At 58.9% G+C, this 25,070-nt stretch carries 25 protein-coding genes and 1 pseudogene; 14 read left to right on the top strand and 12 right to left on the bottom strand.

Going from position 1 to position 25,070, the window contains the following annotated elements; all coding sequences use genetic code 11:
- The first annotated feature begins 28 nt into the window (after positions 1-28).
- The 3 genes from KGB03_RS03950 to KGB03_RS03940 all read left to right on the top strand — a co-directional run bounded on the left by KGB03_RS03950 (position 29) and on the right by KGB03_RS03940 (position 3,703).
- Positions 29-1,642, top strand: a complete 1,614-nt coding sequence (locus KGB03_RS03950) for an arylsulfatase (RefSeq protein WP_218536247.1) — start codon at positions 29-31, stop codon at positions 1,640-1,642.
- A gap of 69 nt (positions 1,643-1,711) precedes the next feature.
- The gene (locus KGB03_RS03945) at positions 1,712-2,980 is read left to right on the top strand and encodes an OmpP1/FadL family transporter (protein WP_218536246.1); all 1,269 of its coding nucleotides are present in this window, start codon (positions 1,712-1,714) and stop codon (positions 2,978-2,980) included.
- A 48-nt stretch (positions 2,981-3,028) separates the two neighbouring features.
- On the top strand, positions 3,029-3,703 hold the full coding sequence (locus tag KGB03_RS03940; RefSeq protein WP_223526396.1) for a DUF3313 domain-containing protein: 675 nt from the start codon (positions 3,029-3,031) through the stop codon (positions 3,701-3,703).
- A gap of 86 nt (positions 3,704-3,789) precedes the next feature.
- Here KGB03_RS03940 and ligD read toward each other — a convergent pair whose 3' ends face one another.
- Together ligD and KGB03_RS03930 are read right to left on the bottom strand one after the other, a co-directional pair.
- Positions 3,790-6,381 (bottom strand): DNA ligase D, encoded by a 2,592-nt coding sequence (ligD, locus tag KGB03_RS03935; RefSeq protein WP_223526395.1) that lies wholly within the window; start codon positions 6,379-6,381, stop codon positions 3,790-3,792.
- Entirely contained in the window at positions 6,378-7,373 is a 996-nt protein-coding gene (locus tag KGB03_RS03930; RefSeq protein WP_223526394.1) for a methyltransferase, read from the bottom strand. The genes ligD and KGB03_RS03930 overlap by 4 nt, the downstream gene beginning before the upstream one ends.
- Before the next feature lie 316 nt (positions 7,374-7,689).
- Here KGB03_RS03930 and KGB03_RS03925 point away from each other — a divergent pair, with 316 nt between their 5' ends.
- Positions 7,690-8,142 carry a cupin domain-containing protein gene (locus KGB03_RS03925; protein ID WP_223526393.1) on the top strand — a complete coding sequence of 151 codons (453 nt, stop codon included), beginning with the start codon at positions 7,690-7,692 and terminating at the stop codon, positions 8,140-8,142.
- 111 nt (positions 8,143-8,253) lie between these two features.
- Here KGB03_RS03925 and KGB03_RS03920 read toward each other — a convergent pair whose 3' ends face one another.
- The gene (locus tag KGB03_RS03920; protein WP_218536242.1) at positions 8,254-8,979 is read right to left on the bottom strand and encodes a tellurite resistance TerB family protein; all 726 of its coding nucleotides are present in this window, start codon (positions 8,977-8,979) and stop codon (positions 8,254-8,256) included.
- Between the two features lie 148 nt (positions 8,980-9,127).
- Here KGB03_RS03920 and KGB03_RS03915 point away from each other — a divergent pair, with 148 nt between their 5' ends.
- The 3 genes from KGB03_RS03915 to KGB03_RS03905 all read left to right on the top strand — a co-directional run bounded on the left by KGB03_RS03915 (position 9,128) and on the right by KGB03_RS03905 (position 10,921).
- On the top strand, positions 9,128-9,553 hold the full coding sequence (locus KGB03_RS03915; protein WP_111448743.1) for a GNAT family N-acetyltransferase: 426 nt from the start codon (positions 9,128-9,130) through the stop codon (positions 9,551-9,553).
- A 248-nt stretch (positions 9,554-9,801) separates the two neighbouring features.
- Positions 9,802-10,518, top strand: coding sequence for a phosphatidylcholine synthase (gene pcsA / locus KGB03_RS03910; protein ID WP_111448744.1), 717 nt, complete (start codon positions 9,802-9,804; stop codon positions 10,516-10,518).
- Between the two features lie 16 nt (positions 10,519-10,534).
- The gene (locus tag KGB03_RS03905; RefSeq protein ID WP_223526392.1) at positions 10,535-10,921 is read left to right on the top strand and encodes a DUF488 domain-containing protein; all 387 of its coding nucleotides are present in this window, start codon (positions 10,535-10,537) and stop codon (positions 10,919-10,921) included.
- Between the two features lie 42 nt (positions 10,922-10,963).
- Here the strand turns inward: KGB03_RS03905 and KGB03_RS03900 are convergent.
- Positions 10,964-11,134, bottom strand: a pseudogene (locus tag KGB03_RS03900) (Lrp/AsnC ligand binding domain-containing protein); the annotation flags it as partial.
- A 109-nt stretch (positions 11,135-11,243) separates the two neighbouring features.
- On the opposite strand from KGB03_RS03900, the gene KGB03_RS03895 reads away from it, so the two are divergent.
- Positions 11,244-12,011 carry a metallophosphoesterase gene (locus KGB03_RS03895; protein WP_192410730.1) on the top strand — a complete coding sequence of 256 codons (768 nt, stop codon included), beginning with the start codon at positions 11,244-11,246 and terminating at the stop codon, positions 12,009-12,011.
- Here KGB03_RS03895 and KGB03_RS03890 read toward each other — a convergent pair.
- The 4 genes from KGB03_RS03890 to KGB03_RS03875 form a co-directional block, all read right to left on the bottom strand.
- Positions 11,985-12,860, bottom strand: a complete 876-nt coding sequence (locus tag KGB03_RS03890) for an alpha/beta fold hydrolase (RefSeq protein WP_218536239.1) — start codon at positions 12,858-12,860, stop codon at positions 11,985-11,987. The two genes, KGB03_RS03895 and KGB03_RS03890, sit on opposite strands and share 27 nt — an antisense overlap.
- 449 nt (positions 12,861-13,309) lie before the next feature.
- Complete coding sequence (locus KGB03_RS03885; protein WP_192410728.1) at positions 13,310-14,323, bottom strand: GlxA family transcriptional regulator; 1,014 nt, start codon at positions 14,321-14,323, stop codon at positions 13,310-13,312.
- A gap of 102 nt (positions 14,324-14,425) precedes the next feature.
- Positions 14,426-15,217: a type I methionyl aminopeptidase gene (gene map / locus KGB03_RS03880; RefSeq protein WP_223526391.1), complete on the bottom strand. Its 792-nt coding sequence runs from the start codon at positions 15,215-15,217 to the stop codon at positions 14,426-14,428.
- Positions 15,214-15,480, bottom strand: coding sequence for a ParD-like family protein (locus tag KGB03_RS03875; protein ID WP_218536236.1), 267 nt, complete (start codon positions 15,478-15,480; stop codon positions 15,214-15,216). The genes map and KGB03_RS03875 overlap by 4 nt, the downstream gene beginning before the upstream one ends.
- A gap of 300 nt (positions 15,481-15,780) precedes the next feature.
- Here KGB03_RS03875 and KGB03_RS03870 point away from each other — a divergent pair, with 300 nt between their 5' ends.
- Together KGB03_RS03870 and KGB03_RS03865 are read left to right on the top strand one after the other, a co-directional pair.
- On the top strand, positions 15,781-17,460 hold the full coding sequence (locus KGB03_RS03870) for a thiamine pyrophosphate-binding protein (protein ID WP_223526390.1): 1,680 nt from the start codon (positions 15,781-15,783) through the stop codon (positions 17,458-17,460).
- Between the two features lie 123 nt (positions 17,461-17,583).
- Positions 17,584-18,801, top strand: a complete 1,218-nt coding sequence (locus KGB03_RS03865; protein WP_223526426.1) for a DUF3422 domain-containing protein — start codon at positions 17,584-17,586, stop codon at positions 18,799-18,801.
- Positions 18,802-18,848: 47 nt separating this feature from the next.
- Here the strand turns inward: KGB03_RS03865 and KGB03_RS03860 are convergent, their stop codons facing one another.
- Positions 18,849-19,079, bottom strand: a complete 231-nt coding sequence (locus KGB03_RS03860) for a hypothetical protein (protein ID WP_192410725.1) — start codon at positions 19,077-19,079, stop codon at positions 18,849-18,851.
- A gap of 196 nt (positions 19,080-19,275) precedes the next feature.
- Here KGB03_RS03860 and KGB03_RS03855 point away from each other — a divergent pair, with 196 nt between their 5' ends.
- The 3 genes from KGB03_RS03855 to KGB03_RS03845 all read left to right on the top strand — a co-directional run bounded on the left by KGB03_RS03855 (position 19,276) and on the right by KGB03_RS03845 (position 21,219).
- Positions 19,276-19,470, top strand: a complete 195-nt coding sequence (locus KGB03_RS03855) for a hypothetical protein (RefSeq protein WP_223526389.1) — start codon at positions 19,276-19,278, stop codon at positions 19,468-19,470.
- Between the two features lie 180 nt (positions 19,471-19,650).
- Positions 19,651-20,091, top strand: a complete 441-nt coding sequence (locus tag KGB03_RS03850) for a hypothetical protein (RefSeq protein WP_218536234.1) — start codon at positions 19,651-19,653, stop codon at positions 20,089-20,091.
- A gap of 201 nt (positions 20,092-20,292) precedes the next feature.
- Entirely contained in the window at positions 20,293-21,219 is a 927-nt protein-coding gene (locus tag KGB03_RS03845; protein WP_111448757.1) for a universal stress protein, read from the top strand.
- A 150-nt stretch (positions 21,220-21,369) separates the two neighbouring features.
- Here KGB03_RS03845 and KGB03_RS03840 read toward each other — a convergent pair whose 3' ends face one another.
- Positions 21,370-22,182, bottom strand: a complete 813-nt coding sequence (locus tag KGB03_RS03840; protein ID WP_111448758.1) for a class I SAM-dependent methyltransferase — start codon at positions 22,180-22,182, stop codon at positions 21,370-21,372.
- 50 nt (positions 22,183-22,232) lie between these two features.
- The gene (locus KGB03_RS03835) at positions 22,233-22,502 is read right to left on the bottom strand and encodes a DUF4242 domain-containing protein (protein ID WP_008156937.1); all 270 of its coding nucleotides are present in this window, start codon (positions 22,500-22,502) and stop codon (positions 22,233-22,235) included.
- A gap of 193 nt (positions 22,503-22,695) precedes the next feature.
- On the opposite strand from KGB03_RS03835, the gene KGB03_RS03830 reads away from it, so the two are divergent.
- A complete protein-coding gene (locus KGB03_RS03830; RefSeq protein WP_223526388.1) occupies positions 22,696-23,688 on the top strand; it encodes an AraC family transcriptional regulator in 993 nt (330 codons plus the stop codon).
- Between the two features lie 9 nt (positions 23,689-23,697).
- Here KGB03_RS03830 and KGB03_RS03825 read toward each other — a convergent pair whose 3' ends face one another.
- Positions 23,698-24,909, bottom strand: a complete 1,212-nt coding sequence (locus KGB03_RS03825; RefSeq protein WP_223526387.1) for a cytochrome c biogenesis protein DipZ — start codon at positions 24,907-24,909, stop codon at positions 23,698-23,700.
- Between the last annotated feature and the right edge of the window lie 161 nt (positions 24,910-25,070).

Below are 25,070 nucleotides of genomic sequence, written 5' to 3'. Positions count from 1 at the left end.
TACCAACGCTAGTGCGAAGGAGCTCGATATGAACCGGACAAAGCTATCCTCAATATTCGCCGTCCCCTTGTTTCTGTCTGCAATGGTTCTCCCCGGCATCACTCAAGCTGCCGACAAAAGCCCCAACATTGTCGTCATCATGGGCGACGATATTGGCTGGTCCAACATCGGTGTCTACAACCAGGGCATGATGGCCGGTCGAACCCCCAACCTCGACCAGCTCGCGGCTGAAGGCATGCGTTTCACCGACTACTACGCCGAGGCCAGTTGTACCGCCGGGCGCGCCAACTTCATTACCGGCGAACTGCCGATCCGTACCGGGATGACGACTGTCGGGCAGGCCGGTTCTCCCATTGGTATTCCCGCCGAAGCCGTCACCATCGCCACCGCACTCAAGTCCATGGGCTACGCCACCGGCCAGTTCGGCAAGAACCACTTGGGCGACTTGAACGAATTTCTGCCGACCGTGCATGGTTTCGACGAGTTCTTCGGCTATCTCTATCACCTCGACGCCATGGAAGACCCGGCGCACCCCAATTATCCGCAAGATCTTCTGCCCACCGTCGGCCCACGGAACATGGTTCACAGCTGGGCCACCACAACTGACGATACGACCGTGATGCCGCGCTGGGGCAAGGTTGGCAAACAAAAAATCGAAGACGCCGGCACCCTCTATCCGGAGCGGATGAAAACCGTCGATGACGAGATTCGCGACAAGGCCCTCGCCTTCATCGACAAGGCCAGGCAGGACAACAAACCGTTCTTTCTCTGGCTCAACCCGACCCGCATGCACATCGTCACTCACCTTTCCGACAAGTACGAAGCCATGCGCAATGCGCAAAATGGCTGGTCGGAACAGGAAGCCGGCATGGCGCAGATCGACGACATCGTCGGCGACGTGATGGCCAAGCTGAAAAAAGACGGCATGGATGACAACACCATCGTGATTTTCACCACGGACAACGGCGCTGAAAACTTTACCTGGCCGGATGGCGGCACCACGCCGTTTGCCATGGGTAAAGGCACGGTGATGGAAGGTGGTTTCCGGGCCCCGGCGATTATTCGCTGGCCGGGCAAGGTACCTGCCAACCAGGTGGCCAACGGCATCATGTCAGGCATGGACTGGTTCCCGACCCTGGTCGCGGCGGCGGGCAACCCGAACATCAGCGCAGAATTGCTCAAGGGCAAACAACTGGGCGATACCACTTACAAAGTGCACCTCGACGGCTACGACCAGACACCGATGATTACCGGCAAAGGTCCGTCCAATCGCCATGAAATTTTCTATTTTGGCGAAAGCACGCTAGGCGCGATCCGTATCGATGACTTCAAGTACCGCTTCATTGACCAGCCCGGTGGCTGGCTGGGGGCAAAAACCACGCTGGACATGCCGATCCTGACCAACCTGCGCCTCGACCCATTCGAACGCGCCGGGTGGCCGGAAAACATGGCGGCCAATGGCTCGCTGGAGTATTTCGAATGGTTCAAATTCCAGTTCTGGCGCTTCGTGTTTGTGCAGCAACAGGTGGTCAAACTGGCTGAAACAGCGGTTGAGTTCCCGCCCATGCAAAAAGGCGCGAGCTTCAACCTCGAAGCAGTCAAAGCCAAGATCGAAGCGGCCCGGGCGGCCATGGGCAAGTAAGCAGTTGAATTCGCGGGTGGCCAGCGCTCGGCACCCGCGTTCATGACGGACATGTGCTGAGGTGACCCCATGCAGATAAAAACATCCGCCCTGCCCGCCATCACCCTGTGTGCCCTGTGCAGTCAGCACGCTTACGCTGGCGGCATCATGCTCTATGAAATCGGCACCGATAACGCCGGTCTGGCCAACGCCGGCGCCGCGGCCCGTGCTCAAGGTCCCTCGACCATCGCCAGTAACCCGGCGGGCATGAGTTATCTGCCCGGCACACAGATCACCGGTGGTTTGCAGATTCTCTACGGAGACCTGAGCTTCGATCGCGACTCAAACACCAATGGCACCGGCACTGGCAGTGGTAACGCCCTCGACCCGATTCCCAGTGGCAGCTTCTTCGTCAGCCACCAATTCGACGACCACTGGAGCATTGGCTTCGGCCAGTACGCTGACTTTGGCCTGGCGGTCAATTACGACAACGATTGGTCCGGGCGCTACTTCGCACAAAACGCCAGCCTCGCCGGTTTGTCTTTCGTGCCCAGCGTGGCTTATCGCTTTAACGAGCAATGGTCGGTGGGCGTTGGCGTGAAAGCCATGTACGGCATGTTGCAAGCGCAAACCGCGATCGACCGTTCGCCTTTCGGCTTCACCGACCGCAGCGACGGCCAATTCAAATACAAGGACCAGGATTGGGGTTTCGGCGCGAATGTGGGGGTCATCTATGCCCCGCAACCCGGCACCCGCATCGGCCTGGCCTACACCAGCAAGGTCGATCTGGAGTTCGAGAATGGGCTGGACGTCAAAGGCGACGGGCCCGCTCTGAATCGTCTGGACGGCCTGAACACCCAACTCGACATGACCGTGCCGCAAACTGCAACGCTGAGCCTGTTCCAGCAACTCGACCCGCAATGGGCCCTGCTGGCCTCGGTCAACTGGCAAGACTGGTCAGAGTTTGGCGACATCGCGGTGCAAGTCGACACCACCGCGTTTGGCGCTCAATCGACGACGATCGACGCCCATTTCAAAGACACCTGGCAACTGGCGCTCGGCGCGCAGTATCAGGCCACGCCGCAACTGTTGTGGAACGTCGGTGTGGCGTATGACAGCAGCGCCGTTTCGGATGCAAACCGAACTTTTACCGTGCCAATGGGAGAATCCTGGCGCATTGCGGCCGGAGCCACCTATGCTCTGAACAAGGTCACCGACATCAATGTCAGCTGGGCCATGGTTTGGTTGGGCGATATGCCGGTGGACCAGACCAAGTCCACGTCGGGTATTCGAACTTCCGGTCAGTTCGACAATGCCTGGATTCAAGCCGTGACCGGCAATATGACCTGGCGTTTCTGATGCCCTGCTACCGAAAAAAATGACTTAACCCATGGAGCAAACACCACTATGAACCTGTCCCGAAAACTGTTTATTGGCGTTGCGCTGACCACTCTGCTGCTCGGCGGTTGCACCTCGAAAGTCACCGAGCGTGAGCAGTATTCCGGCTTCCTGTCCAACTACAACAACTTGCAGGAGGTCACCACCACCAGCGGCGAAACCGCCATGCGCTGGGTGAGCCCGTCCTGGAATCCAAATGCCTATAACACCGTGGCGTTCAATAAGCTGGAGCTTTACCCGGCGCCCAAGCCCACTGAGCGGGTTAACAAGCAAACCCTGGACGAGTTGCAGAGCTACATGACCAGTAAGGCCAAAGGTGTGCTGGGGCAGAAATATCGGGTGGTATCGAGCGCAAAATCAGCGCCAGCCGGTTCAAAAACCTTGATCATGCGCGCGGCGATCACCGGGGTGACTGCCGAAAACGAAGGCATGAAGTGGTATGAAGTGGTGCCGGTTGCCGCCGTCGTGGGGGGTGTTTCCGCTGCCAGTGGTCACCGCGATCAGGACACTACCCTGTTCATCGAGGCCGAGTTCATCGACGCCAGCACCAACCAGACCGTGGCCAAAGTCGTGCGCAAAGTCTTTGGTACCACACTGGAAAACGCCAGCCAGAAGATCACCACCAAGGATTTCAAAGTGGCGATCGACAAGCTGACCAGTGACCTGCAGGCATTTATCAAATAGCTCGTTGCAGGAGCACGGCTTGCCGGCGATGGCGCCCTTGAGAACGCCATCGCCGGCAAGCCGTGCTCCTGCAAGGGCGTACATGGCTATTTTTTCATCCCGACCCGCCGCCGCATCTCGGCGGTGATCGACTGCCGGGTTTTCTTCAAATCCTTCCACGGCTCGTCGCCGACTTCGGCCAAGCGCTCATGCAGGGTGTGGATGTTCCACTGATTGCCGCCCTTGAGCTCGGCCACCTCCTCGCGAAAGATCGGTACCGACACCGGCAGCCCTTCACGGGTGCGCACGGCGTAGGCGCAGATGGTCGTGGCACCGAGGCCGTTGCGCAGGTAATCGATGAAGATCCGCCCGACCCGGTTCTTCGGTCCCGACACGGCGGAAAAACGCTCCGGCAGCAATTTGGCCATGTGGCTGACAATCGCGTGGCTGAAGTCTTTCACCTCATCCCAACCCAGCTTGCGAGTCAGTGGCACCACCAGGTGAATCCCCTTGCCGCCGCTGGTCTTGAGAAACGCCTTGAGCCCCAGTTCGTCGAGTACCGAGAGGGTCAGCTGGGTGGCTTCGACCATGCTTTTCCAGGGCAGCGCCGGGTCGGGGTCGAGGTCAAGGACGAAGCGATCGGGTTTGTCGAGGTTGTCCGAGGTGGCGTTCCAGGTGTGCAACTCGACGGTACTCATCTGCACGGCGCCGATCAGGGCCTCGGCGTTGTTGATGATCATCACCGGTTGGCCGGTGAGTGCCTTGTCCAGGGTGGTAATCCCCGGAATGGCCAGGCGCTCGGCGTTCTTCTGGAAAAACAGTTCGCCGGCGATGCCGTCCGGAGCACGCACCAGCGCCACGGGCCGGTCCTTGAGCTCGGGCAAAATCCATTCGGCGACGCTGGCGTAATACTGCGCCAGTTGCACTTTGGTGGTGCCGCTGCTGGCGTCGATCACCCGGTCCGGGTGAGTGATGCGCACCTTGCCCTCGCCCAGGCCGATTTGTGAGGGCGCGGGCGCGGCTTTCTTTTTGTCAGGGGTGGAAATTTTTCCGGCAGTGGTTTTTTTCGCGGCTGAAGTCTTCACGGCTTTCGGACGCTCCTCGGTAATGTCTTCGGCAGGCTTGTCGTCACGCAGGCCATGGAACACCGCATGACGGACTGAACCTTCTTTGGTCATTTCGGCAAAAGCGACCTCCGCCAGCAGCGTGGGCTTGAGCCAGTGCACACCCTTGGCGTCAAAACCGCTCGGCGGGTTGACCACTGAACTCTTTTTGGTCTGCAACGGTTTCAGTTGCTCGTAAATGCGCTTGAGCGTCGTCTCGTTGAACCCGGTGCCGACCTTGCCCGCGTAACGCAACTCGCCGCTGTCGCGGTCATGCAGTCCCAGCAGCAGCGCACCGAAGGCATTGCGCGAGCCTTTCGGGTCGGTGAAACCGACGACCACAAATTCCTGCCGATGCTTGCACTTGAGCTTGATCCAGTCGCTGCTGCGCCGCGACACGTAAGGTGTGCCCAGACGCTTGCCGATCAGCCCTTCCATCTGCATTTGGCAGGCGCTGTTGAGCAGCGCTTCCGGTTCTTCGCTAAAGGCATCGGAGAAGCGCAGCAACGGATCTTTGTTGGGCTTGAGCACGGTCGACAGCGCGGCCCTTCGCTCCTCGACCGGCACCTCGCGCAGGTCCACACCGTTGAGGTAAGGCATGTCGAACAGGTAGTAGACGATGTTGCCGCTGCGCCCCGAGTCGAAGGCGTTTTGCAAGGCCTGGAAGTCCGGCACGCCCTGCTCGTCGGCGACCACCATTTCCCCGTCGAGCCAGGCGGATTCGAGACCCAGCGCCGCCAACGCCTCGGCTTGTCTGGGCAGTTTGTGGGTCCAGTCGTGGCCGTTGCGGGTGAACAGTTTGACCTCGTCGTGATCGATGCGCGCCATGATCCGATAGCCATCGAACTTGATCTCATAGCTCCACTCGCCGCCCGGGGCCTTTTCGACCAGCGTCGCCAGTTCCGGTTTGAGCTGCTCCGGCAATTTGGCTTTGCGGGCGCCCGTCAATGGCGCCGATTTTTCCTCGCGCGCCGGGGCGGCGGTTTTTTTGACGGCTTTGGGTTTGGCAGCGGTCTTCGGCTTTTTGGCAACGATGGTCCGGTCACTGAGCACGCTGTCGGGCTCGGCGGCGACCACGTCGTAATCGCTTTCGGGTTTGGCCGCGCCGTCCTGATGCTTGATCAGAAACCATTGCTCCTGCTTGCCTGGCAGGTGCGTGCGCACCAGGTTCCACAGGCCGCCAAGCTTCTCGCCCTTTAGCTCGAATTTGAGCTTGCCCTTGGCGTACGCCTCGGCCGGATCGTCCTGAGGAATCCACACCCCACGGTCCCAGACGATCACGTCGCCGGCACCATAATGCCCTTCGGGAATGCGGCCCTCGAAGGTGGCGTAATCCATCGGATGGTCCTCGACATGGACCGCCAGGCGCTTGACCTTGGGGTCCAGTGACGGGCCTTTGGGCACCGCCCAGCTTTTCAGCGCGCCATCGAGTTCCAGGCGAAAGTCGTAATGCAGGCGCGAGGCGTCGTGCTTCTGGATGCAGAACTGCAAGGCATGGTCTTTCGCGGTTTTTTTGCCCGAACGTTTACCGGCAGCCGGTTCAGAGGTCGCCGAGAAATCGCGCATGCGATTGTAATCGTCCAGGCTTCTGGTCATGGCGCACCTGCTGACGAGCTCACGGTACCCCCGATGCCGGGGCCGATACGCGTGACAATCAGGGCAACGACGGCAATGCGTTCCACCCGCTGATAGCCAGGGGTCAACAGTTCTTCACCGAACACGTCGGGGTCGATTTCGTGGTAGGTCCAGCCAAACATCGGCGATTCCAGGCGCGGCGTCACCGCATCCAGAAACGGGTCGAGGCCATCGATCATCGCCACGCCGGTGTACAGCACCAGCGAACCACCGGGGGCCAACCGATACAGGGCTTGCTCGACAATGCGCAACGACAATTGCGCGCCGAGCGTCCCGCCGCCATGTCGGTAAGCACGCTCGGCCGGGTCGGCCATGTAGGGCGGATTGGCGACGATCAGGTCGAATTGGCCGTCGACGTCTTGCAGCACGTCGCTGGCTTCGATGCTGACGTTAGCCACCTCGGCGAGGGCGACGTTGACCGCCGTCATGCGTAACGCCAACGGGTTGATGTCCACCGCCAGGACTTCCGCTTCCCGGCGTGCGCGGGCAATCACAATCGCCCCGACGCCCGCGCCGCAACCGATGTCCACGGCGCGCCTGATCGGCGCGAAGCTCTGTTGCAGATGGGTGTGAATCAACTGAGCAAAACGGTAGGTGTCGGGGCCGAAAAACACCGCGTCAGCGGCATCAGTGGGGTAACCCGAATGCACGAACAACAGGTCATCGAGGCTTGACCAGCGCACATGACTTTTCAGTCGACCATTGCATTCATCGAGGACGCCTGCCTGTTGCAACTGCCGCTGCTCATCCACCGACAACAGACCGGGCTCAAACGGCCGCGACCAGCCGAAGACTTCACGCAGGGTCCGGGCGCTTTGCCCGAAGGAGCGATCATTGACCCGCTGATGGGTCAGCGGCGTTGGCGTGATGAAACGGTAACCGTCGGCCTGCAAGCGGCGCCCCAGCTGCAACAAGGCCAGATCGGCGGCGCCAAGGTGTTCTTCCTGATTCATTAAGGGCTCCCTATCGAAAACGGATTTGAGTTCGATGAACCGTCGCGTGGCCATCAGGCCAGCGGGGTGGGCGTGCCGATGGGCGGACAACCACGGAATCAAGACCTGCATTTGCTCGTCGGCAGCAAGCCCTTTAAGTGTAGCGTGCAGGCTTATCCGCTGAATCAGCACGTCTCTACATCAGCAGAGCGACACCCCCGGAAGAAAATTCCATCGGCGTTGAAATCGCCCGGACAGACGGGCTTGTGGCGCGGCCCCGGCGCCAGATCAAGTGAATATACTCAGCGGGTATGGACTCATCCTTCGGAGAGCAATCATGCGAACGATTCATGTCATCGAGACCGGAAAAAAACCCGACCCGGTCAATGTCGTGGGTGAGACCATCACCATTCTTGCAGGTGGAGATCTGAGCAAACCTTTTGAAATGCATATCCAGGAAGGCGTGCAAGGCGGCGGGCCACCCGCGCATTTTCATCCTTGGGACGAAGCGTTCTACGTCATTGAGGGGCAGGTGGAAGTGACGATTGCGGGCAAGGCCACCACTGTTCTCCCCGGGGGTTATGTGCATATTCCCGGTGGGACTATTCATGCTTACAAGAACATCAGTGCGACGGCGAAGATGATCGGCGTGGTGTCTGATCCCCGCGGTGGTCAGTTCTTTGCCGCGCTGGATCAGCTCAAAGTGCCGCAGGATTTACCGCAGATACTGGCAATCGCCGAGAGCTTCGGCGTTACGTTTCTGCTGCCGAAAGCCCCTGCCCCCCTGTAAGGGCCAGCACTCTCGTTGATCGTTCCCACGCTCTGGTGTGGGAATGCCTCTCGGGACGCTCCGCGTTCCTTTCACAATGCCTGCGTCACACCCGGCCTATCAGGGCTGCATTCAGGCCACGCCACCTTTGGCCTGTTGCTCCAGATGCACTTGCAGGTCCGGATCGATATTCAGCGCCGCCGCCAGTTCATCCAGATAGCTACGTTCGGCGTCCTGCTGATCGTCCACCAGCATCACACTGGCCAGGTACATCTCCGCCGCCATGCCGGAATCCGTGGCCGACTGCGCCACATCGGCGGCGTCCAGCGGCCGCGCGACTTCGTCATCCAGCCATTGCTGGAGCTCTGGGTCATCCGTATGGCGGCCGATTTCGCTGCTGATCATCTGCTTCTCGGCGTCATCAATCCGGCCATCGGCCTTCGCCGCCGCAATCAATGCACGGAGGATCGCATGGCTGTGGTCCTCGACTTCCGGGCCGGACAACAAGTCGACAGTGCGCGGTGCCTGTTGCGGCGCCGAGGCCTGGCTGCGTTGCCAGGCTTGATAGGCCTGGAATGCCATCATTCCGAGCGAAGCCAGCGCCGCGTAGTTCGTGCCGCCACCTGAGCGGGTCTGGGTCGAACCGCCCATGGTTGCGCCACCGCCCAGCAGACCACCGAGCAAACCACCCAGGCCACCGCCCCCGACGCTTGAACCGGCGCCACCGCCCAACAGGCCGCCGAGCAATCCACCGAGACCGCCGAGACCACCTTGGGCCGACGCGTCACCGCCCCGCTGTTGCGACATTGAGCCTTGGCCGACCCTGAGTAATTGTTCGAGCAGATCGCTGGTGTTCATGACGATGTCCTCATCGGTTGGAGTGATCCAGTCAGGCAACGATAGTCTTCGCCGGCAAATGCGCCATCACCGTTTGGCTGACCCTGATGACCATCGGCTGCGAGTGTTCTACCCTCGCAGACCCAAAGCCCACAGGATCACCGAACACATGGACCGCCATCTGATTGTCGTCAGCGACGTCATCGAACCTGAAGTCGAGCACGTACTCAGCGCCGGGCTGAGTGCCTTCAATGATCAGATGACCGGCATCAACGACCGCCAGTCGCTGGCAGTCACGGTCCGCAATCCGGATACCCATCAGGTGCTGGGCGGTATTACCGGCCGTACGTCGCTCGGTCTGCTGTTTCTCGACTTGTTCTATTTGCCCGAGTCACTGCGCGGCTCAGGGCTCGGTTCTCGACTGCTCAACGCGTACGAGGAAGAAGGCCGGCGTCGCGGATGCCGCTCGGCGGTGCTCTATACCCTCAGTTTCCAGGCCCCGCAGTTCTATGAAAAACACGGCTGGCAGCGCTTCGGCGAAGTGCCCTGCGACCCGCCAGGCACGAGTCGGGTGTTCATGAGCAAGGCGCTGTGAATGAGCCTGTCTGCAGCCGATCAATCCGCTGATCACTGCGCTTGAGTAAAACGTATCGCCCTGCGCCGATGTTTCATTTAATACCCCCCGGATTTATCCGGGGTATTTTTTGGCGGCCCAGCTAAGATTTACTGATGGTGAACCTTATCCCCGGATTCCCGGTCGATACATGCAACCTGACTAGGTTTGCCGACACCCCCATTGAAGGGGTGATAACAGGCTTGCTTCACTTTCTGGAGAACGCCCCCGTGATATCGACCCTACACATCGCCAGGCTAAAAGCATGGGGTGCCCATGGTTTTACCGCCACCGGCGTGGTCACCGCCTTCCTCGCGACCCTTGCCCTGCTGGAAAACCAGGCCACAAACTGCCTGCTGTGGCTGGGCGTCGCCCTGATCGTCGATGGGCTGGATGGCGCGTTGGCACGCAAGGTCAATGTCCAGTCGGTACTGCCAAGTTTCGATGGCTCGATCCTCGATCTGGTCATCGACTACCTGACGTACGTGTTTATCCCCGCGCTGTTCATTTATCGTTACATCCCCTTGCCGGACTACACGCTGCTGCTGTCCGTGTCGCTGATTCTGGTCTCGTCGCTGTTTTGCTTCTGCAACGTCAACATGAAGAGCAAAGACAACTACTTCCAGGGCTTCCCCGCCGCGTGGAACGTGGTAGCCCTGTGCCTGTACATCATCGCCCCGTCGCCGTGGATCACTTTGCTCACCATCATCGGCCTGGCGCTGTTAACCGTGACCCGGATGAAATTCCTCCACCCGTTCCGCGTGCGCAAGTTCATGCCGATCAACATCGCCGTGACGGCCATCTGGCTGCTGTGCAGCTTGTCGCTGGTGGTCAACCATCCGGTGATCAACCCGATGGTGATGGGGCTTTGGCTGCTGATGTCGGCTTATTTCCTGGGGATCTGCATCTGGCGCACGGCGCTGGAGTGGTTCGAAAACTCGCGGTAATAAAGGAAGGCAGAGCATGCCCATCCATATCGTGCGCCTCGGCTCACCGCGCGCTGCCAATGAAGGCCTGCGCCTGGGCACGGTGCGTCGCCCGCCGCGTGGCGTGCCAAAAGCCGAGTTTGCCCGTCGGGATTTTTATGACGTGTGGCAGCCGCTGCTGTCTCCCAGCGCCGAGCTGGTCGCAGAAGCCAAAGCGGCGGAAGACGACAAGGCGTGGGAAGCCTTCAAGCGCAAGTTCAAAACCGAAATGAACCACCCGGCGCCCAGCCAATTGCTCGATTTGTTGGCGGCGTTGTCCCACCAGACGTCACTGGCCATTGGCTGTTATTGCGAAGAGGAAGCGCATTGCCATCGGTCGGTATTGCGGGAGTTGTTAAAGGCGCGAGGGGCGCAGATCATCTAGTGGCTGCCGTCATTGAGCTGCTCTCCCCTCCAGATCTACTCTTCAATCAACCTGCAACCCCACCTTGACGTTGCTCATGGATACCAGCGTCTCGAACCGCTTCACATTGTTGTTCTCGAAAAACAACTCACGCGTCAGCTCTGTGTACTGCTTCATGTTGCGCACCGCCAGCACCAGCACAAAGTCCCACTCCCCGGCCACGTAGTAACACTTCGGTTCTGCAACGCCAGCACCTCTGGCTGCAACGAAAAGAAGGTGTGGCAGGAGGTTATCAACTTGTCAGTAGAATGGGCTGACATTCAAAGCAGGTAGGAGTCGATCCATGCGCATCGCCTTGCTGTCAGACATCCACTTGTCCGTCAACGCGTTACCTTTTCCCGATGTGGATGCCGACATTGTCGTTCTCGCCGGAGACATCGCTCGTCCGGCTGCGGCCATTGAGTGGGCCAAATCGTGCCCTCTTCCGGTGGTGTACGTGGCAGGGAATCACGAGTTTTATGGCAGTGACCTGATTTCTACCTACGAACACTTGAACAGGTTGTCGCAAGGGACACAGATCCACGTATTGGAACGCTCGGAGTATCTCCACAACGGCGTGCGGTTTTTGGGTTGCACCCTGTGGTCTGACTATCGTCTTTTCGATTCTGCAGAGGATCGGGCACAGGGTGTTGATCTGGCGACGAAGCTCATGCGGGACTTCACCCACATAAAAATCTCGCCCGATTTTCCAGACCTGTTCAGCCCGGCAGTTTCCCAACTGGTTTTTTTGCAGACAGTCGCCTGGCTGGAAGACTGCTTCACCCGCGACAGAACGACGCCCACGGTGGTGGTTTCGCATTTCGCACCGACACGGTTGAGCATAAGCCCGCTGTTTGAGAATTCGCCGATTAACGCGAGTTTTGTTTCAGACCTCGAAGACCGGATCAACGTCTGGCAACCGGCGCTTTGGCTACATGGCCATACCCATGGGAGCTTTGACTACGCGGTGGGTAAAACCCGGGTCATTTGCAATGCCCGGGGTTATGCAAAAAACGGCGTTAATGAAAACCCGGAATTCAATGGCTCATACGTAATTGACCTGGATATCTGAGGCAACACGGCCCTGCTTCCTGCAAGCCGGATCCAGAAAACCGAGCAAGGCCTGGCGGGTGTCATGCAAGGCCGCCGGGTGTTCCATATCGAGGAAATGCCCGGTGTTCTTGATGGTATGGAAACAGGACTGAGGGGCATGATCGGCAAAAATCCGGGCGTCTTCTACCGAGGTGTACTCATCCCATTCGCCGTTGACAAACAGCAGCGGGATTTCGATCGCATTGGCACAGGCGACATAGCAATGGGTGTCTTGGGTCAGCACCTCATTGACGTGAAAATGCATCTGCCGGTACTCGTGCTCGGCCAGGCTGCTGACATGACGGTCATTAAAGCGTTTGAACAGCGATGGCAGGTGCTTGCCGATCGTGCTGTTGATCAAGCGACTGACATTGAGACGGTCACACGCCTGGAGATGGTTCAGGCCGCGCTCCAGGTAATCGCGCATCGGCGCATTGACCCGTGCGGCGAATGAACTGATCACCGCTTTCTCGATTCGTCGCGGCTGCTGGGCCAGCGCCAACAAGGTAGCCGCACCGCCCCAGGAAAAGGACAGTACATGGTGTACACAAAAGTGTTCGATCAATTCCAGCAGAATCGCTGCCTCGTCTTCCTTTCGGATCGGTTGGCCGTGGAGGTTGTGTTGCTTCGACTGACCGGCGTAGGGCTGGTCGTAGAGGACCACATTGAATCGTGGTTGCAGGTAACGCACCGTTTGAGCAAAGGATGCTGTTGTTGCCAATGAGCCGTTGACCAGAATGATGGTCTTGTTAGCGGCGCTGTTGAGATAGTGCTCGGTATAAACCTTGTACTTCCCGCAGATCTCGACGATGGCAGTTTTCGGCATCATGTTACTTTTCCTTGTACCAATTTGAACTAAGCGCACAGCATGACGGTGCCCGGATGGCCTCCGTGACCACCTAGTCACGGTTTGACCATTGGTTCAGAGTTAAGCAGGGATTTCCCCGTCTGCAAGAACCCGGACGAGTTAGTTCGGATGCCGTCGCGCCGGGACGGCACAAAAAAAAACCGATGCCCCTAAAGGCCTCGGCTGTTTTTTCGGTCTGTTTTCGAAAGGCAGTTGATCACCTCCGGCCGCCATCAATCGCTGGACGGTCGATTGCACAACGTCAGGTGGTATTGCCGTTTGAGTTGACGTTGCGCAATAGCACGGCAGTGGTCAACGAGCGCCGAAAGATTCAGCCCATCGGTTGCCGGTGAGAGGTTTGAGGGCTACTTGCGCTGTCGTTCTTCATACCACTGCATGAGCGCTTCGGCGCTTACCGGTCGGCAGCATTGCTACTTGACCAGTCGCTTTTCCTTGGAAGGCCTGTAGCCGAAGTACGAGCTGTAACACTTGCTGAAATGGCTGGGCGATACAAAACCACAAGCCACCAATACGTCCACCTGGGACAGTTCGGTGTGCTGGAGCAGCCGACGCGCCTCGGTGATCCGCAATTCCATGTAATAGCGTTGCGGCGTTGTGCCCAGTTGCTCCTTGAACAAGCGCTCGAGTTGTCGACGCGACCGGCCGGCGTAAACCGCCAACTGCTCCAGTTCCAGAGGCTCTTCGAGGTTGGCATCCATCAGCTTCACCACCTCGCGTAATGGCGCGCTCACACAGATATTTTCAGTCGGTTTTATCCGCCGATAACGCGACTCCTCGAAAGCCAGGATGTCTTCAATCCCCTCGACGAGGGCTTTGTCGTGCAAGCTTTTGATCCAATCCAGCGCCATGTGGAACGCCCCCGAGGGACTCGAGGCCGTGAGCCGGTCTCGATCGATGACGTAGGGCTCACTGGTGACATGCGTCGCCTTGGAGATTTCCGCGAGCGCGGGGCGATGTTCGGGGTGAATCGCACAACGATATCCGTCCAGCAAGCCTGCCCTTCCCAGGAACCATGCGCCATTCCACAACCCGGCCAGAATGACGCCCTGGTCCGATGCAGCCCTCAACAGGGAGATGAGTTCATCCGTCGCTTTGAGTTCTGTCCTGTAGCCGCCGCAAATGACCAGAAGGTCCAGGTCCTGGATCGTTGAGCCAACGAAACGGCTATCCGGGCGAATGACCAGGCCCAGGTCACTGATGACTTCCTCATCGGTCAAGCCGAACGTTCGGGAAGAGAACAACCCGGGTCGCAGAAGATTCGCGGTGACTATCGTATCCAGTGCTTGCGTGAATGCGGGCAGCGAGAAATGCTCAAGCAGCAGAAATCCTGCCCGGACCACTTGAGCCTTCTCGTTGGGGTTCTCATTCAGATAGCGGAGATTTTTCCCCTTCATGCCTCCGCTGAATTGACGTCGCTCGATCAATGTTCGGCCTGCTCGGTTACGTTACCCAACAGGTCGTCGGGTGCGTTGATAAACCTCAATGCTAACTGTAGAGGTTTCAAAACCACTAGCGCCATTTTGCGCCTAAACGATGGCGGGATACCCATCGACACTATCGGGCCAACGGGTCAGCACCTCGAAGCCGTCGTCAGTGACCGCGACCATATGTTCCCACTGAGCCGAGAGTGAGTGATCCTTGGTGACCACGGTCCAGCCATCGGCCAGGGTTTTCACATGGCGTTTGCCAGCGTTCAACATGGGTTCAATGGTGAAGATCATGCCGGCTTTCAGTTTCAGGCCCTGGCCTGGGAAGCCGTAGTGAAGGACCTGCGGCTCATCGTGATAAATCTTGCCGATACCGTGACCGCAGTATTCGCGCACGACGCTGAACCCGTCTCTTTCGGCCACCTTCTGAATGGCATGGCCAATGTCACCCAGCGTCGCGCCTGGGCGGACGACGCGAATACCGGCGCACATCGCTTCATAGGTCGTCTCTGCCAGACGTCGGGCCTCCGGGCCGGGCTCACCCACGAAGTACATGCGGCTGGTGTCGCCGTACCAACCGTCCTTGATCACGGCAATGTCGATATTGACGATGTCGCCATCCTTGAGCGGCGTGGACGAAGGAATGCCATGGCAGACCACTTGGTTGACCGAGGCACACACGGTTTTCGGGAAGCCGTGATAGCCGACATTGCCCGGAATGGCTTTCTGCACGTTGACGATGTAGTCGTGACAGAGCCGGTCAAGTTCGTCGGTGGTGACCCCCGCTTTGACATGCGGAGCAATCATGGCCAGGACCTCGGCGGCCAGCGCGCCCGCAGCGCGAGACATGGCTATTTCTGCCGGGGCATTGAGCTTTACATTGGCCTTCATGGCTTGGCTCCTGATGCGGCATCAACCTGGGCGCTTTGCGAACAATCGGCGAGTGCACACAGCTGTTTTACATCGAGGCCGCCCGCCTGTTCGGCACGAATCAGCACGCGACAGAGGTCGCTGTGGTCCAGGTTTGGATGCAACTCCGCAAGCATCCCGATGCGCATCCAGTGCTCGGCTTGTGCGTTGATCGAGCGACTCAACGCATCGCTGGCGACGCGCAGATTCTCGTGCATGGCTTCTGAAATTTTTACGATACCCACTGCTCAATCCAATATGAAATGTATATGGACCGTATATTAATCGGTAGTTATGTGAAATTGCAATTTCACGATTTACAGCCATGACTGAAGCATAAAAAGTCACTGGGTGACTTGAAGCCCGACTTCAATAGCTGAGGGAATGAAGTGCTGAGCAATCATCGTTTGTACCCCTTCTCGATGATGCTCAGAATTCGTGGCGCAGAACGTTGGCCGTTGTTCTTCCGATTGATCGAGTCAGTACCTGTCAGAAAGAGCGCGATTCACCCTTTCACACCGCACCATTCGACTCAGGAGATAACAATGAATAAAACCATTTCTCGTCGTAGCGGAGGTCAGATTTTGGTGGATGCCTTACGCATCCATGGCGTCAAAAAAGCTTTTTGTGTTCCGGGAGAAAGCTACCTCGCGGTGCTCGATGCATTGCATGACGTGCAAGAAGAAATCGAGCTGGTGGTGTGCCGCCAGGAAGGTGGGGCGGCCTATATGGCAGAAGCCTACGGCAAGCTCACGGGAGAGCCAGGCATCTGCTTCGTGACCCGAGGCCCGGGTGCAACGAACGCTTCGGTTGGCGTTCACACGGCGTTCCAGGATTCATCGCCGATGATTCTGTTCATTGGCCAGGTCGCTCGCGATCAGCAGTATCGCGAAGCCTTTCAGGAAGTTGATTTTCGCCAGATGTTTGGCCCCTTGGCGAAATGGGTCGTGCAAATAGACGACACCCGCAGAATCCCCGAACTGATCAGCCAGGCGTTCCACCGAGCGGTCAATGGCAGGCCTGGACCTGTAGTGGTCGCCCTACCGGAAGACATGTTGACCGAAATGGCGGAAGTCAGTGACGCCGGGCCTTTCAAACGCGTATTGATGACCCCCGCTGCCGAGCAAATGGCCGCCATGCAGCCACTGCTTGAGCAATCAGAGCGTCCATTGATGGTGCTGGGTGGCAGTGGCTGGGATGCCGAGTCAGTGCATGACATCCGGCTTTTTGCTGAACAGCAAAACATCCCGGTTGCGGCCTCCTTTCGCTGCCAGGACCTGTTCGACAACCGACACCCGAACTATGTCGGCGATCTTGGTTTCGCCGCGTCAGCGCAACTGTCCTCAGCGGTAAAAAACGCCGACCTGCTGTTGGTCGTGGGCTCCAGAATGGGTGAGGTTTCAACGGGCGGGTATGCGGCCCTGGACATCCCGGTACCGAAGCAAACCTTGATCCATGTTCACCAAGGCATCGAGGAACTGGGGCGGGTTTACCAACCTGCGTTAGCGATCAACAGCAGCATGTCGACCTTTGCCCTGTCAGCCGCAAAGCTTCCAGCGGTGACCAGCCCGGTAAAGAGTGAATGGACGCGCACCCTCAACAAAAGCTACCGCGAAAATCTGCAACACTCGCCCTCCCCTGGCGATGTGCAAATGGCCGAAATCATTGAGTGGTTGAATCGCAGACTTCCAGACGACGCGATCCTGACCAATGGCGCCGGAAACTATGCCGTCTGGCTTCAACGCTTCTATCAGTTCCGCCAATACCGCACTCAGTTAGGCCCTACCAATGGTTCCATGGGCTACGGCGTTCCTGCGGCGGTAGCCGCCAAACTGACGTGCCCGGATCGAGTGGTGGTGTCGTTTTCCGGGGATGGCTGCTTCTTGATGAACGGTCAGGAGATAGCGACCGCAGCGCAATATGGCGCCCATGTGATTTTCGTTGTGATCAACAACGGAATGTACGGAACCATCAGAATGCACCAGGAACGCAACTACCCTGGACGCGTGTCAGGCACTGAATTGCACAACCCGGATTTCGCCGCACTGGCCCAAGCCTATGGACTGCATGGCGAGGTGGTCAGCGCCACGTCGGAATTTGCCCCGGCGTTTGAACGCTGCCTGGGTATGTCCCGGCCATCCTTGATTGAGGTCAGGGTCGACCCTGAAGCATTGACCCCACGACTCAGCCTGACGCAGATCAGAGAACAATCAAGCAAGAGGTAACCCGTTTCTTCCGTTTTGGGCGCCTGATTCACGATGTACAAGGCGCCTTTTTTTGAGCTTGTGACTCATCAGTTCATCGACCTGTCCCACCTACAACAGCAGTCGATCAATGGCCTGAACAGCATGCATCCGCAAAGACAAACCCTGCACAATGAACTGCACGCGCGTCCGTCGCTGTATTTCGACGAACCGGCCCATGTGTTTCATCTGGCCTTCCTTGGCGGGGAGCCGGAGTGCAATGCGCTGCTGGAGCGCTGCTGCCCTGCTCCGATCGATCCTCATGCCGCCCAGGGCATCACCCAACTCGATGGCCATGCCCTGAAATGGGAACGCCACGCCGAGTTCTTCACCCTGACCCTGGTGGTCACTTCATCCTGCGATGACCTGTCCTGGACATCGCTGCCCGAGGTGCTGGCGCAAAAGGTCGAAGCGCATTTGCCGCAGCTGATCAACTCGGTGCAGATCGTCGTGCGTGGCGAAGCCGGCCTGGACCTCGCCGGCTACGGTTTCAAGGACCCGTGCGGTTCCTGCGTGGGCGGTGGCGATGCGGTGGTCTGGAGCGATTTTCGTCTCAGCGAGGAGGGCAACAACCACATTCTGTTCATCAACCGGCGCCTCAACGCTTACCGCCAAGGGCGGATGATCCGTCGTCTGCTGGAAATCGAGACCTACCGCATGATGGCCTCGCTGTCGTTGACCATGGCCAAGACCTTGAGCGCGCAACTCGATGTCTTTGACAAGACCTTGGTCACCCTCTCCGAGCGTAACGCCGACGCCGACAGCGGCAACGCGAAAGCCCTGCTGGCGGACATCTCCAACCTGTCAGCCCAAGTGGTCAGCAGTACCGCGAAAACCCGCCACCGCTTCAGTGCCACCCAGGCCTATGCCCAACTCGTGTACGAGCGCCTGGGCGAATTGCGGGAAAGTCACGTCGGCGATTGCCAGCGTCTCGGGGTGTTCATCGAACGCCGTTTCAAACCCACCGTCAGGTACTGCACCGCCACCGAACAACGCCTGGAGCACCTGGCGAAAAGCGTGGCCAATCTGGGCGACCTGTTGCAAGCCCGGGTTCAGGTGGAAATGGAAGAACAGAACTCGGAAATTCTCAAAAGCCTGAACGCCCGCGCCGACGCTCAGATCAAGATCCAGCGCGCCGTGGAAGGTCTGTCGATTATCGCCATTACTTACTACCTGCTGAACCTGCTCAAGCTTGGCTACTCAGGGTTGCACCTGCTCGGCGCCGAGGTGGCCCCGCGAGAGGCGATGCTGGCGATGACGCCCCTCGCGATCGCGATCCTTGCGCTGATTATTTTCCGCATCAAGAAAGTCAAAGAGCACTGATACGGTGAATCGCCGGGGGGAGTTGTCGTGTTTTCGTCCAGCCGTCCTTAGTCGGCGCCCGAAGTAATTAACGGAGTGACGACGTCAGTGCTTGAAGGAGAGACATTAAGAAAGGCATTCCAGATCTCGTAAGCATCGTGATGCCGTTTGGTCGCCTCTTCCCATTCTGGTCCTGAAACACATTTGGAAGAGACCAGCGTCATCATGCCCATCGTTGCGGCGTCCAGTTCGATCAGGAAAGCGTGAGACTGGATTCTGAAATCTTCGACCGATGGCATTACGTGTTCCCCCGGCGGATTACACCGCCATTAAGTAGCGACTGCTCCTCGGACGGTGGAGTACCGCCCGGCGGGAAAATTCAGGCGGTCTGACCGCCGGTAGGTTTCATGGCCCAAGCTGATCGACACCGACAAAAAATCTCGAACTCAAGCCACAGCGTTGAATCCAATGTTCAGGTCAATGGAGGTCAGCGATATGAACAACGATGACAGTGTTAACGACGTCGAACCAGAAGCAACGTCAAACGCCCCGCCCACCGATACGTCTGGCAAGCCCGTCAACGTCGATCAGACCAATACGCCCTCTCCAACTCGAACCGAAGAGCTGGAAGCTGAGGAACTCCGTCGGAAAATAGCGGAGATAGAACGCAAAGTGGCAGACGGCAACTAGCGGGACGCCGAGGGCTGTGAGGCTACAATCTTGAAGACACGCCGCTCCTTCACTACTGTAATTTGCATTGACATTGGACCGGGCTTGGCCGGGTTCCGGTGCTACGCTTTCAATTCCTCGAATAGAGAACGAAGCGATGTCCACCGCCCCCTCAATCCCCAGACTTTCACGACTGTAGCCATGAAACGGATCCTGATCGGTGGTATGACCGTAGCGATTATCGGCACGATGACCTATGGTTTTTTCCAATGGAAAATCGTCGAAAGCCAAAAACACGATTTGCTGTGCGGGCAGGCCAAGCAGACGCTCAAAGGCGTGGAAATCCGGGCGCGGGCGTTGGCTGCCGGACTGTCCGTAGAAGCCTATGGCAAGGCTGAAGAAGACGAAGTGGCAACCCTCATTGGTGCACTCGACGCCGCCAAGAGCGACGCGGAGGTCGATTCGGTCATAGAGGCTCACGCTGCCACCATAGAAGCACAGGATGCGGCTATTGACGCTCAGGTGGATACCCGAGGCGATCAGACATTCCTCGAGCAACGACTGGTGAAACAGCGGATACCGGTCGACGTCAAACAAGAACTGCAACGCGCCGCAAAGGCCGTTAGTGTCATGTGCAGTTAGTGTTCATTCAATAGTGCCCTCCCCCACGGCCCCAAGTAATCGTTCTGGATATCCTCGCGCCCGGTCAACGCATCCGGCACCAGCACGAACCTCAGCCAGCACCCGGTTTACGGACGGAAGGTTGATCATGGTCAATACTTAGAGCCTGGATGTACGTCGCACGAGCCGCACGTCGGGCGGCTAATCCACGGGAGGTTCGTCATGTCTGGTCAATCCCGCTTCATGCTGGTTGCATCACCGCTGATGGAGCACAGCCCCGCTTTCGACAGGGCCGCTGCGCTGGCCAAGGCCGAAGACGCGGCGCTGCACATCGTCGCCTTCGATTACCTTGAAGGCCTGGCGACCGCCAGTCTGGTCAACGAAAAGGCCCTGGAACAGATGCGCGTGGGCTACGTCGAGCGCCACCGCCAATGGCTTGAGGAACAGGCCCGCCCCTTGCGCAAGATCGGGGTCCACGTCACCACCGAAGTGGCCTGGGTAGAACGCCCTCTGGAGGAAATCCTGATTCACCTCAAAGAGCAGCCGATGGATGTGCTGATCAAGGCGCTGGAGCACGAATCGCTGTTGTCACGGCTGATGTTTACCCCGCTCGATGTGCACTTGTTGCGCGAATGCCCGGTGCCGCTGCATTTCGTCAGCCACGCCGTGCACGCCTTGCCGAAAAAGATCGTCGCGGCGGTCGACCCCTTTCATCGCGATGACCATTACAAAACCTTCAACGACCGGATCCTCCACGAGGCGGCAAAACTGGCGAGCGCCTGTAATGCCGAGCTCGATCTGGTCTACGCCTATGACCTTTCATCCATCAGCGCCGACGAATTCGGCTTCGACAACGGATCGGCGTTCTTCTCGTCGGGCAAGGCCAGGACCGTATTCGATTACCAGGAAGATGCCTTCAACGACCTGGCCGAGCGCAACGGCATTGCGCCGGAGCAGCGACACATGATCATGGGCAACCCGTCCAAGGTCCTCACCCGCTATGTCGATGCCTATGACATTGACGTGATTGTCATGGGCCGGATCGGCCATCGCGGCATGGGCCGGCTGATCGGCAGTACGGTGGAGCATCTGCTGTACAAAATGCCGTGCAGCGTTTGGGTGGTGTACACCGAGCGGCTGGATGAATAACTGCCCTACTGGACACCACATAACCCTGTGGGAGCGGCGGTGCGACGATTCGACTTGCTCGCGAAGGCGGAGTGTCAGGCAACATCATTGTCGACTGACACTCCGCCTTCGCGAGCAAGCCCGCTCCCACATTAGATTTGTGTTGCCAGGTCAACGCCGGGTGATCACCACCTCCAGGTATTCACTCGGCACCACCAGCGATTTTTCTCCTGCTCTGTTCATGCGGTTGATCAGTTCGGTCAGGTCGTTTTCCAGCGCTTGGGCGCCTTCAGGAGGCAGCGCTGCGAAGGCTTTGTGGACCGGGCCGTACCAGGTGCGGAACGTGTCGATGAAATGCTCGGCCGAGCGGTAACGGAAGTTGAAGGTCTTGCGCGCCACCTGGAGTAGAAAGTCACGTTCGTCGAACTGCGTGTTCAGCCAGGCTTCGGTGCCCCACTGCGAAGGCGGTTGAGCGCCCGGCGGTGGCGGCAGGTGGCGGCCGAGGGTCTTGAACATCTGGCCGACAAACCCTTCGGGCGTCCAGTTGGCGAGGCCGATCCGCCCTCCTGGGCGACAAACCCGCGCCAGTTCCGCCGCCGCCTTGGGCTGATCCGGGGTAAACATCACACCGAAGGTCGAAAGCACGGCATCGAAGCTGGCATCCTCGAACGGCAAGGCTTCAGCGTCAGCCACTTGAAACATCACGTCCAGGCGTTCTGCCCTGGCCCGGTCTTCGCCGCGTTCCAGCAGCGCGGCCACATAGTCGGTCGACGTGACGTGGCAACCACGGCGCGCGGCAGCGAGCGTCGCGTTACCGTTGCCGGCGGCCACGTCGAGCACGCGTTCATCGCAAAGCAGGTCGCAGGCCTCGGCCAGTTGCTCGCCGACGATCTGCAAGGTGGTGCCGATCACGGCATAGTCGCCGCTGGCCCAAGAGGCCATCTGACGGTTTTTCAAGGCAGTAAGATCAATGGGTGTACTCATGGATTCTTTCTCTGGCGGAGTTGGATCACTGAGCAGGAACCGGCGGACGCTTACTCCGCCGTCGTGGGATCGATAATGCTCATGACCTGGGACACGCTGTTGGCAGGGAAACCACCCTGCCTGGCGTGTTCCCGGATGAGCTCCGCGTTCGGCGCGATGTACACGCAGTAGAGCTTGTCACCGGTGACGTAACTCTGAAGCCACTGCACCTCTGGCAGATCGCGCAACACCTTGCACGATTTTTGCGAGACGGCTTTCAAATCCCTTTCTGACAGTGTTCCAGCACCTGGAATCTCGCGTTCTATAACGAACTTAGGCATGGCAACCTCTCATTCTTGTTATTGATGACAGGGTCGGCTGACCCTGTGTGCCAACTATCGCGCCGAGCAACGCTGGCGTCCTGTCCGATCGTCGGCTAACCCTGCCCGATCGTCCGGAGATTTCACGCTGTGCGGCGACAGGCTCACAATCAAGCTCACCACCCAAAGCAGCCGCCCACACGGGAAAGCCACCATGGACGCCCTGTCTCAGACGCTGCGCGTCGTCCGTCTGGTCGGCGCGATTTTCATCAATGCCAGGTTCACTGCCCCCTGGTGCTACCAATCGCCGAGCGCCGACACGGCGGCGCCGTTTCTGGAACCCGGCGCCGAACGCGTGGTGATCTTCCACTTGATCACCGAAGGCGAGTGTTATGTCGAACTGGGTGATGATCCGCCGCTCCTGCTGACGGCCGGCGATGTGGTGGTTTTCCCGCAGGGAGATGCCCATCGCATGAGCTCACAACCTGGGCTCGCGCCGGCCACCGGTGCACGGCTGGACGTGGTGCTGGCACGCCGTCCACGGCAATTGAGCTATGGCGGTGGCGGCGCGGTAACGCGGTTGGTGTGCGGCTATCTGGCCTGCGATACCTGTCTGGCCGGCATGTTGCTGACCGGGTTACCCGCGGTGGTCCGGGTCAATGTGCGCGGCTCGAATGCCGGTATCTGGCTGGAATCGTCGGTCCGTTATGCGCTGGCCGAAGCGCGCTCGCCCCGCCCCGGCGGCGAAGGTGTGCTGGCGAAACTGGCCGAGGTGTTGTTCATCGAGGTGCTGCGCCTGTACATGCACGAACAGGGCGAAGGTCGTACCGGTTGGCTGGCGGGTGTGGGCGACCGGATCGTTGGCGCCGCCCTCAACGCGTTGCACAAAAAACCGTGTCACGCCTGGACGCTGGATGAACTGGCGCGTACTGCCGGCACGTCAAGATCGGTGTTGGCGGAGCGCTTCCAGCAACTGGTGGGGAGTTCGCCGATGCAGTACCTGACGCAATGGCGGATGTTGCTGGCGGCCAACCTGTTACGCAGCAGTAACAGCTCGTTGATGCGGATTGCCGAAGAGGTGGGCTATCAGACCGACACGGCGTTCAGTCGGGCCTTTCGCCGAGAGTATGGAGCGCCACCGGCGGCGTGGCGGCGCAGTCAGGAGAAAAAACCAATGGCCCACGGCGCGCAGCCTGTGAGCCATTGATTTGAAGGTTTATGCGGCGGGAGCTTTAGCCTCTTCCAGCAACTGCTGAATCACTTTCTCCTGAGTCTCGTAGCGGCCTTCACCAAAGTGGGTGTAACGCACCTGACCCTTGGCGTCGATCAGGTAGTGAGCCGGCCAATACTGGTTGTCGAAATTGCGCCAGATCGCGTAGTTGTTGTCGATGGCCACCGGGTAGGTGATGCCGAGCGTTTTCACCTGATCCTTGACGTTGTCGATGATGCGCTCGAAACCGTATTCAGGGGTGTGGACGCCGATCACCACCAGGCCATCCTTCTCGTATTTCTTCGCCCAATCCTTCACGTAGGGCAAGGTGTGCTGGCAGTTGATGCAGTCGTAGGTCCAGAAATCCACCAGCACCACTTTGCCTTTCAGGGACTCGTTGGTCAGGGCTGGCGAGTTAAGCCATTGCACTGCGCCGGCAATTGACGGCATGGCGCCTTGGGCATTGTCCATGGACGAGTCTGCGCTGACCTTGCTGACCAAGTAATCGACAACCTTCGGCACGGTTTCCAATAGCCCTTTCTCGATGCTGCTGACGCCTTCGGACGACGTGCCGGCCAGCAGTGTTTTGTCGGCCCCGGTGGAAATCACCGCCGCAGCCGCCAGCACCGCAACACCCGTACCACGACGCAGCCAACCGGTGACCGGAATCGATGTTTTCAGTCGATTGACCAGGCCGCGACCGGCGAAGATCAAGGTGCCCAGGGACAATGCGCTGCCCAGGCCGTACGCCACCAGTAACAGGCTGGTTTGAGCGTTTGCGCCTTGCAGCATGGCGCCCGTGAGGATGACCCCGAGGATCGGTCCGGCGCACGGTGCCCAGAGCAGGCCGGTGGCAACGCCGATCATGATCGAACTCAACGGGCCGGACATTTTGCGGGTGTCCGGATCGAGACGGTTGCCCAGCGCCACGAAGGGACGGGCCAGCCAGTCACCGACACGGGCGGAAATCAGCGACAGGGCGAACAGCACCATCACGATCAGTGCGACGTGACGGCCGGTGTTGTTGGCGTGTATTACCCACTCGCTGCTGACCACGGCCAGGCTGGAAATCAGGGCGAAGGTCAGGACCATGCCGCCGAGGGTGAGCGGGATCGAGGATCGTGTGCGTTTAACACCGGCGAACAGGAACGGCACGACCGGGAGGATGCAAGGGCTGAGGACGGTCAATATGCCGCCCAGGAAAGCGATGAGAAACATGGATGTCACCTTGAAAATGTAGAGGACGACTCACCACACATCCCCTGTGGGAGCGGGCTTGCTCGCGAAGAGGTCAGCACATTCAACATTCATGTCGACTGACACTCCGCTTTCGCGAGCAAGCCCGCTCCCACACTGGATCGGTGGTGTTCACAGATCAG

It is taken from the genome of Pseudomonas sp. BF-B-26 (assembly GCF_019956495.1).
In the GTDB taxonomy this organism is placed as follows: Bacteria; Pseudomonadota; Gammaproteobacteria; order Pseudomonadales; family Pseudomonadaceae; genus Aquipseudomonas.
The sequence above is the reverse complement of the archived record's forward strand: the minus strand, read 5'-3'. Positions and strand labels throughout refer to the sequence as shown.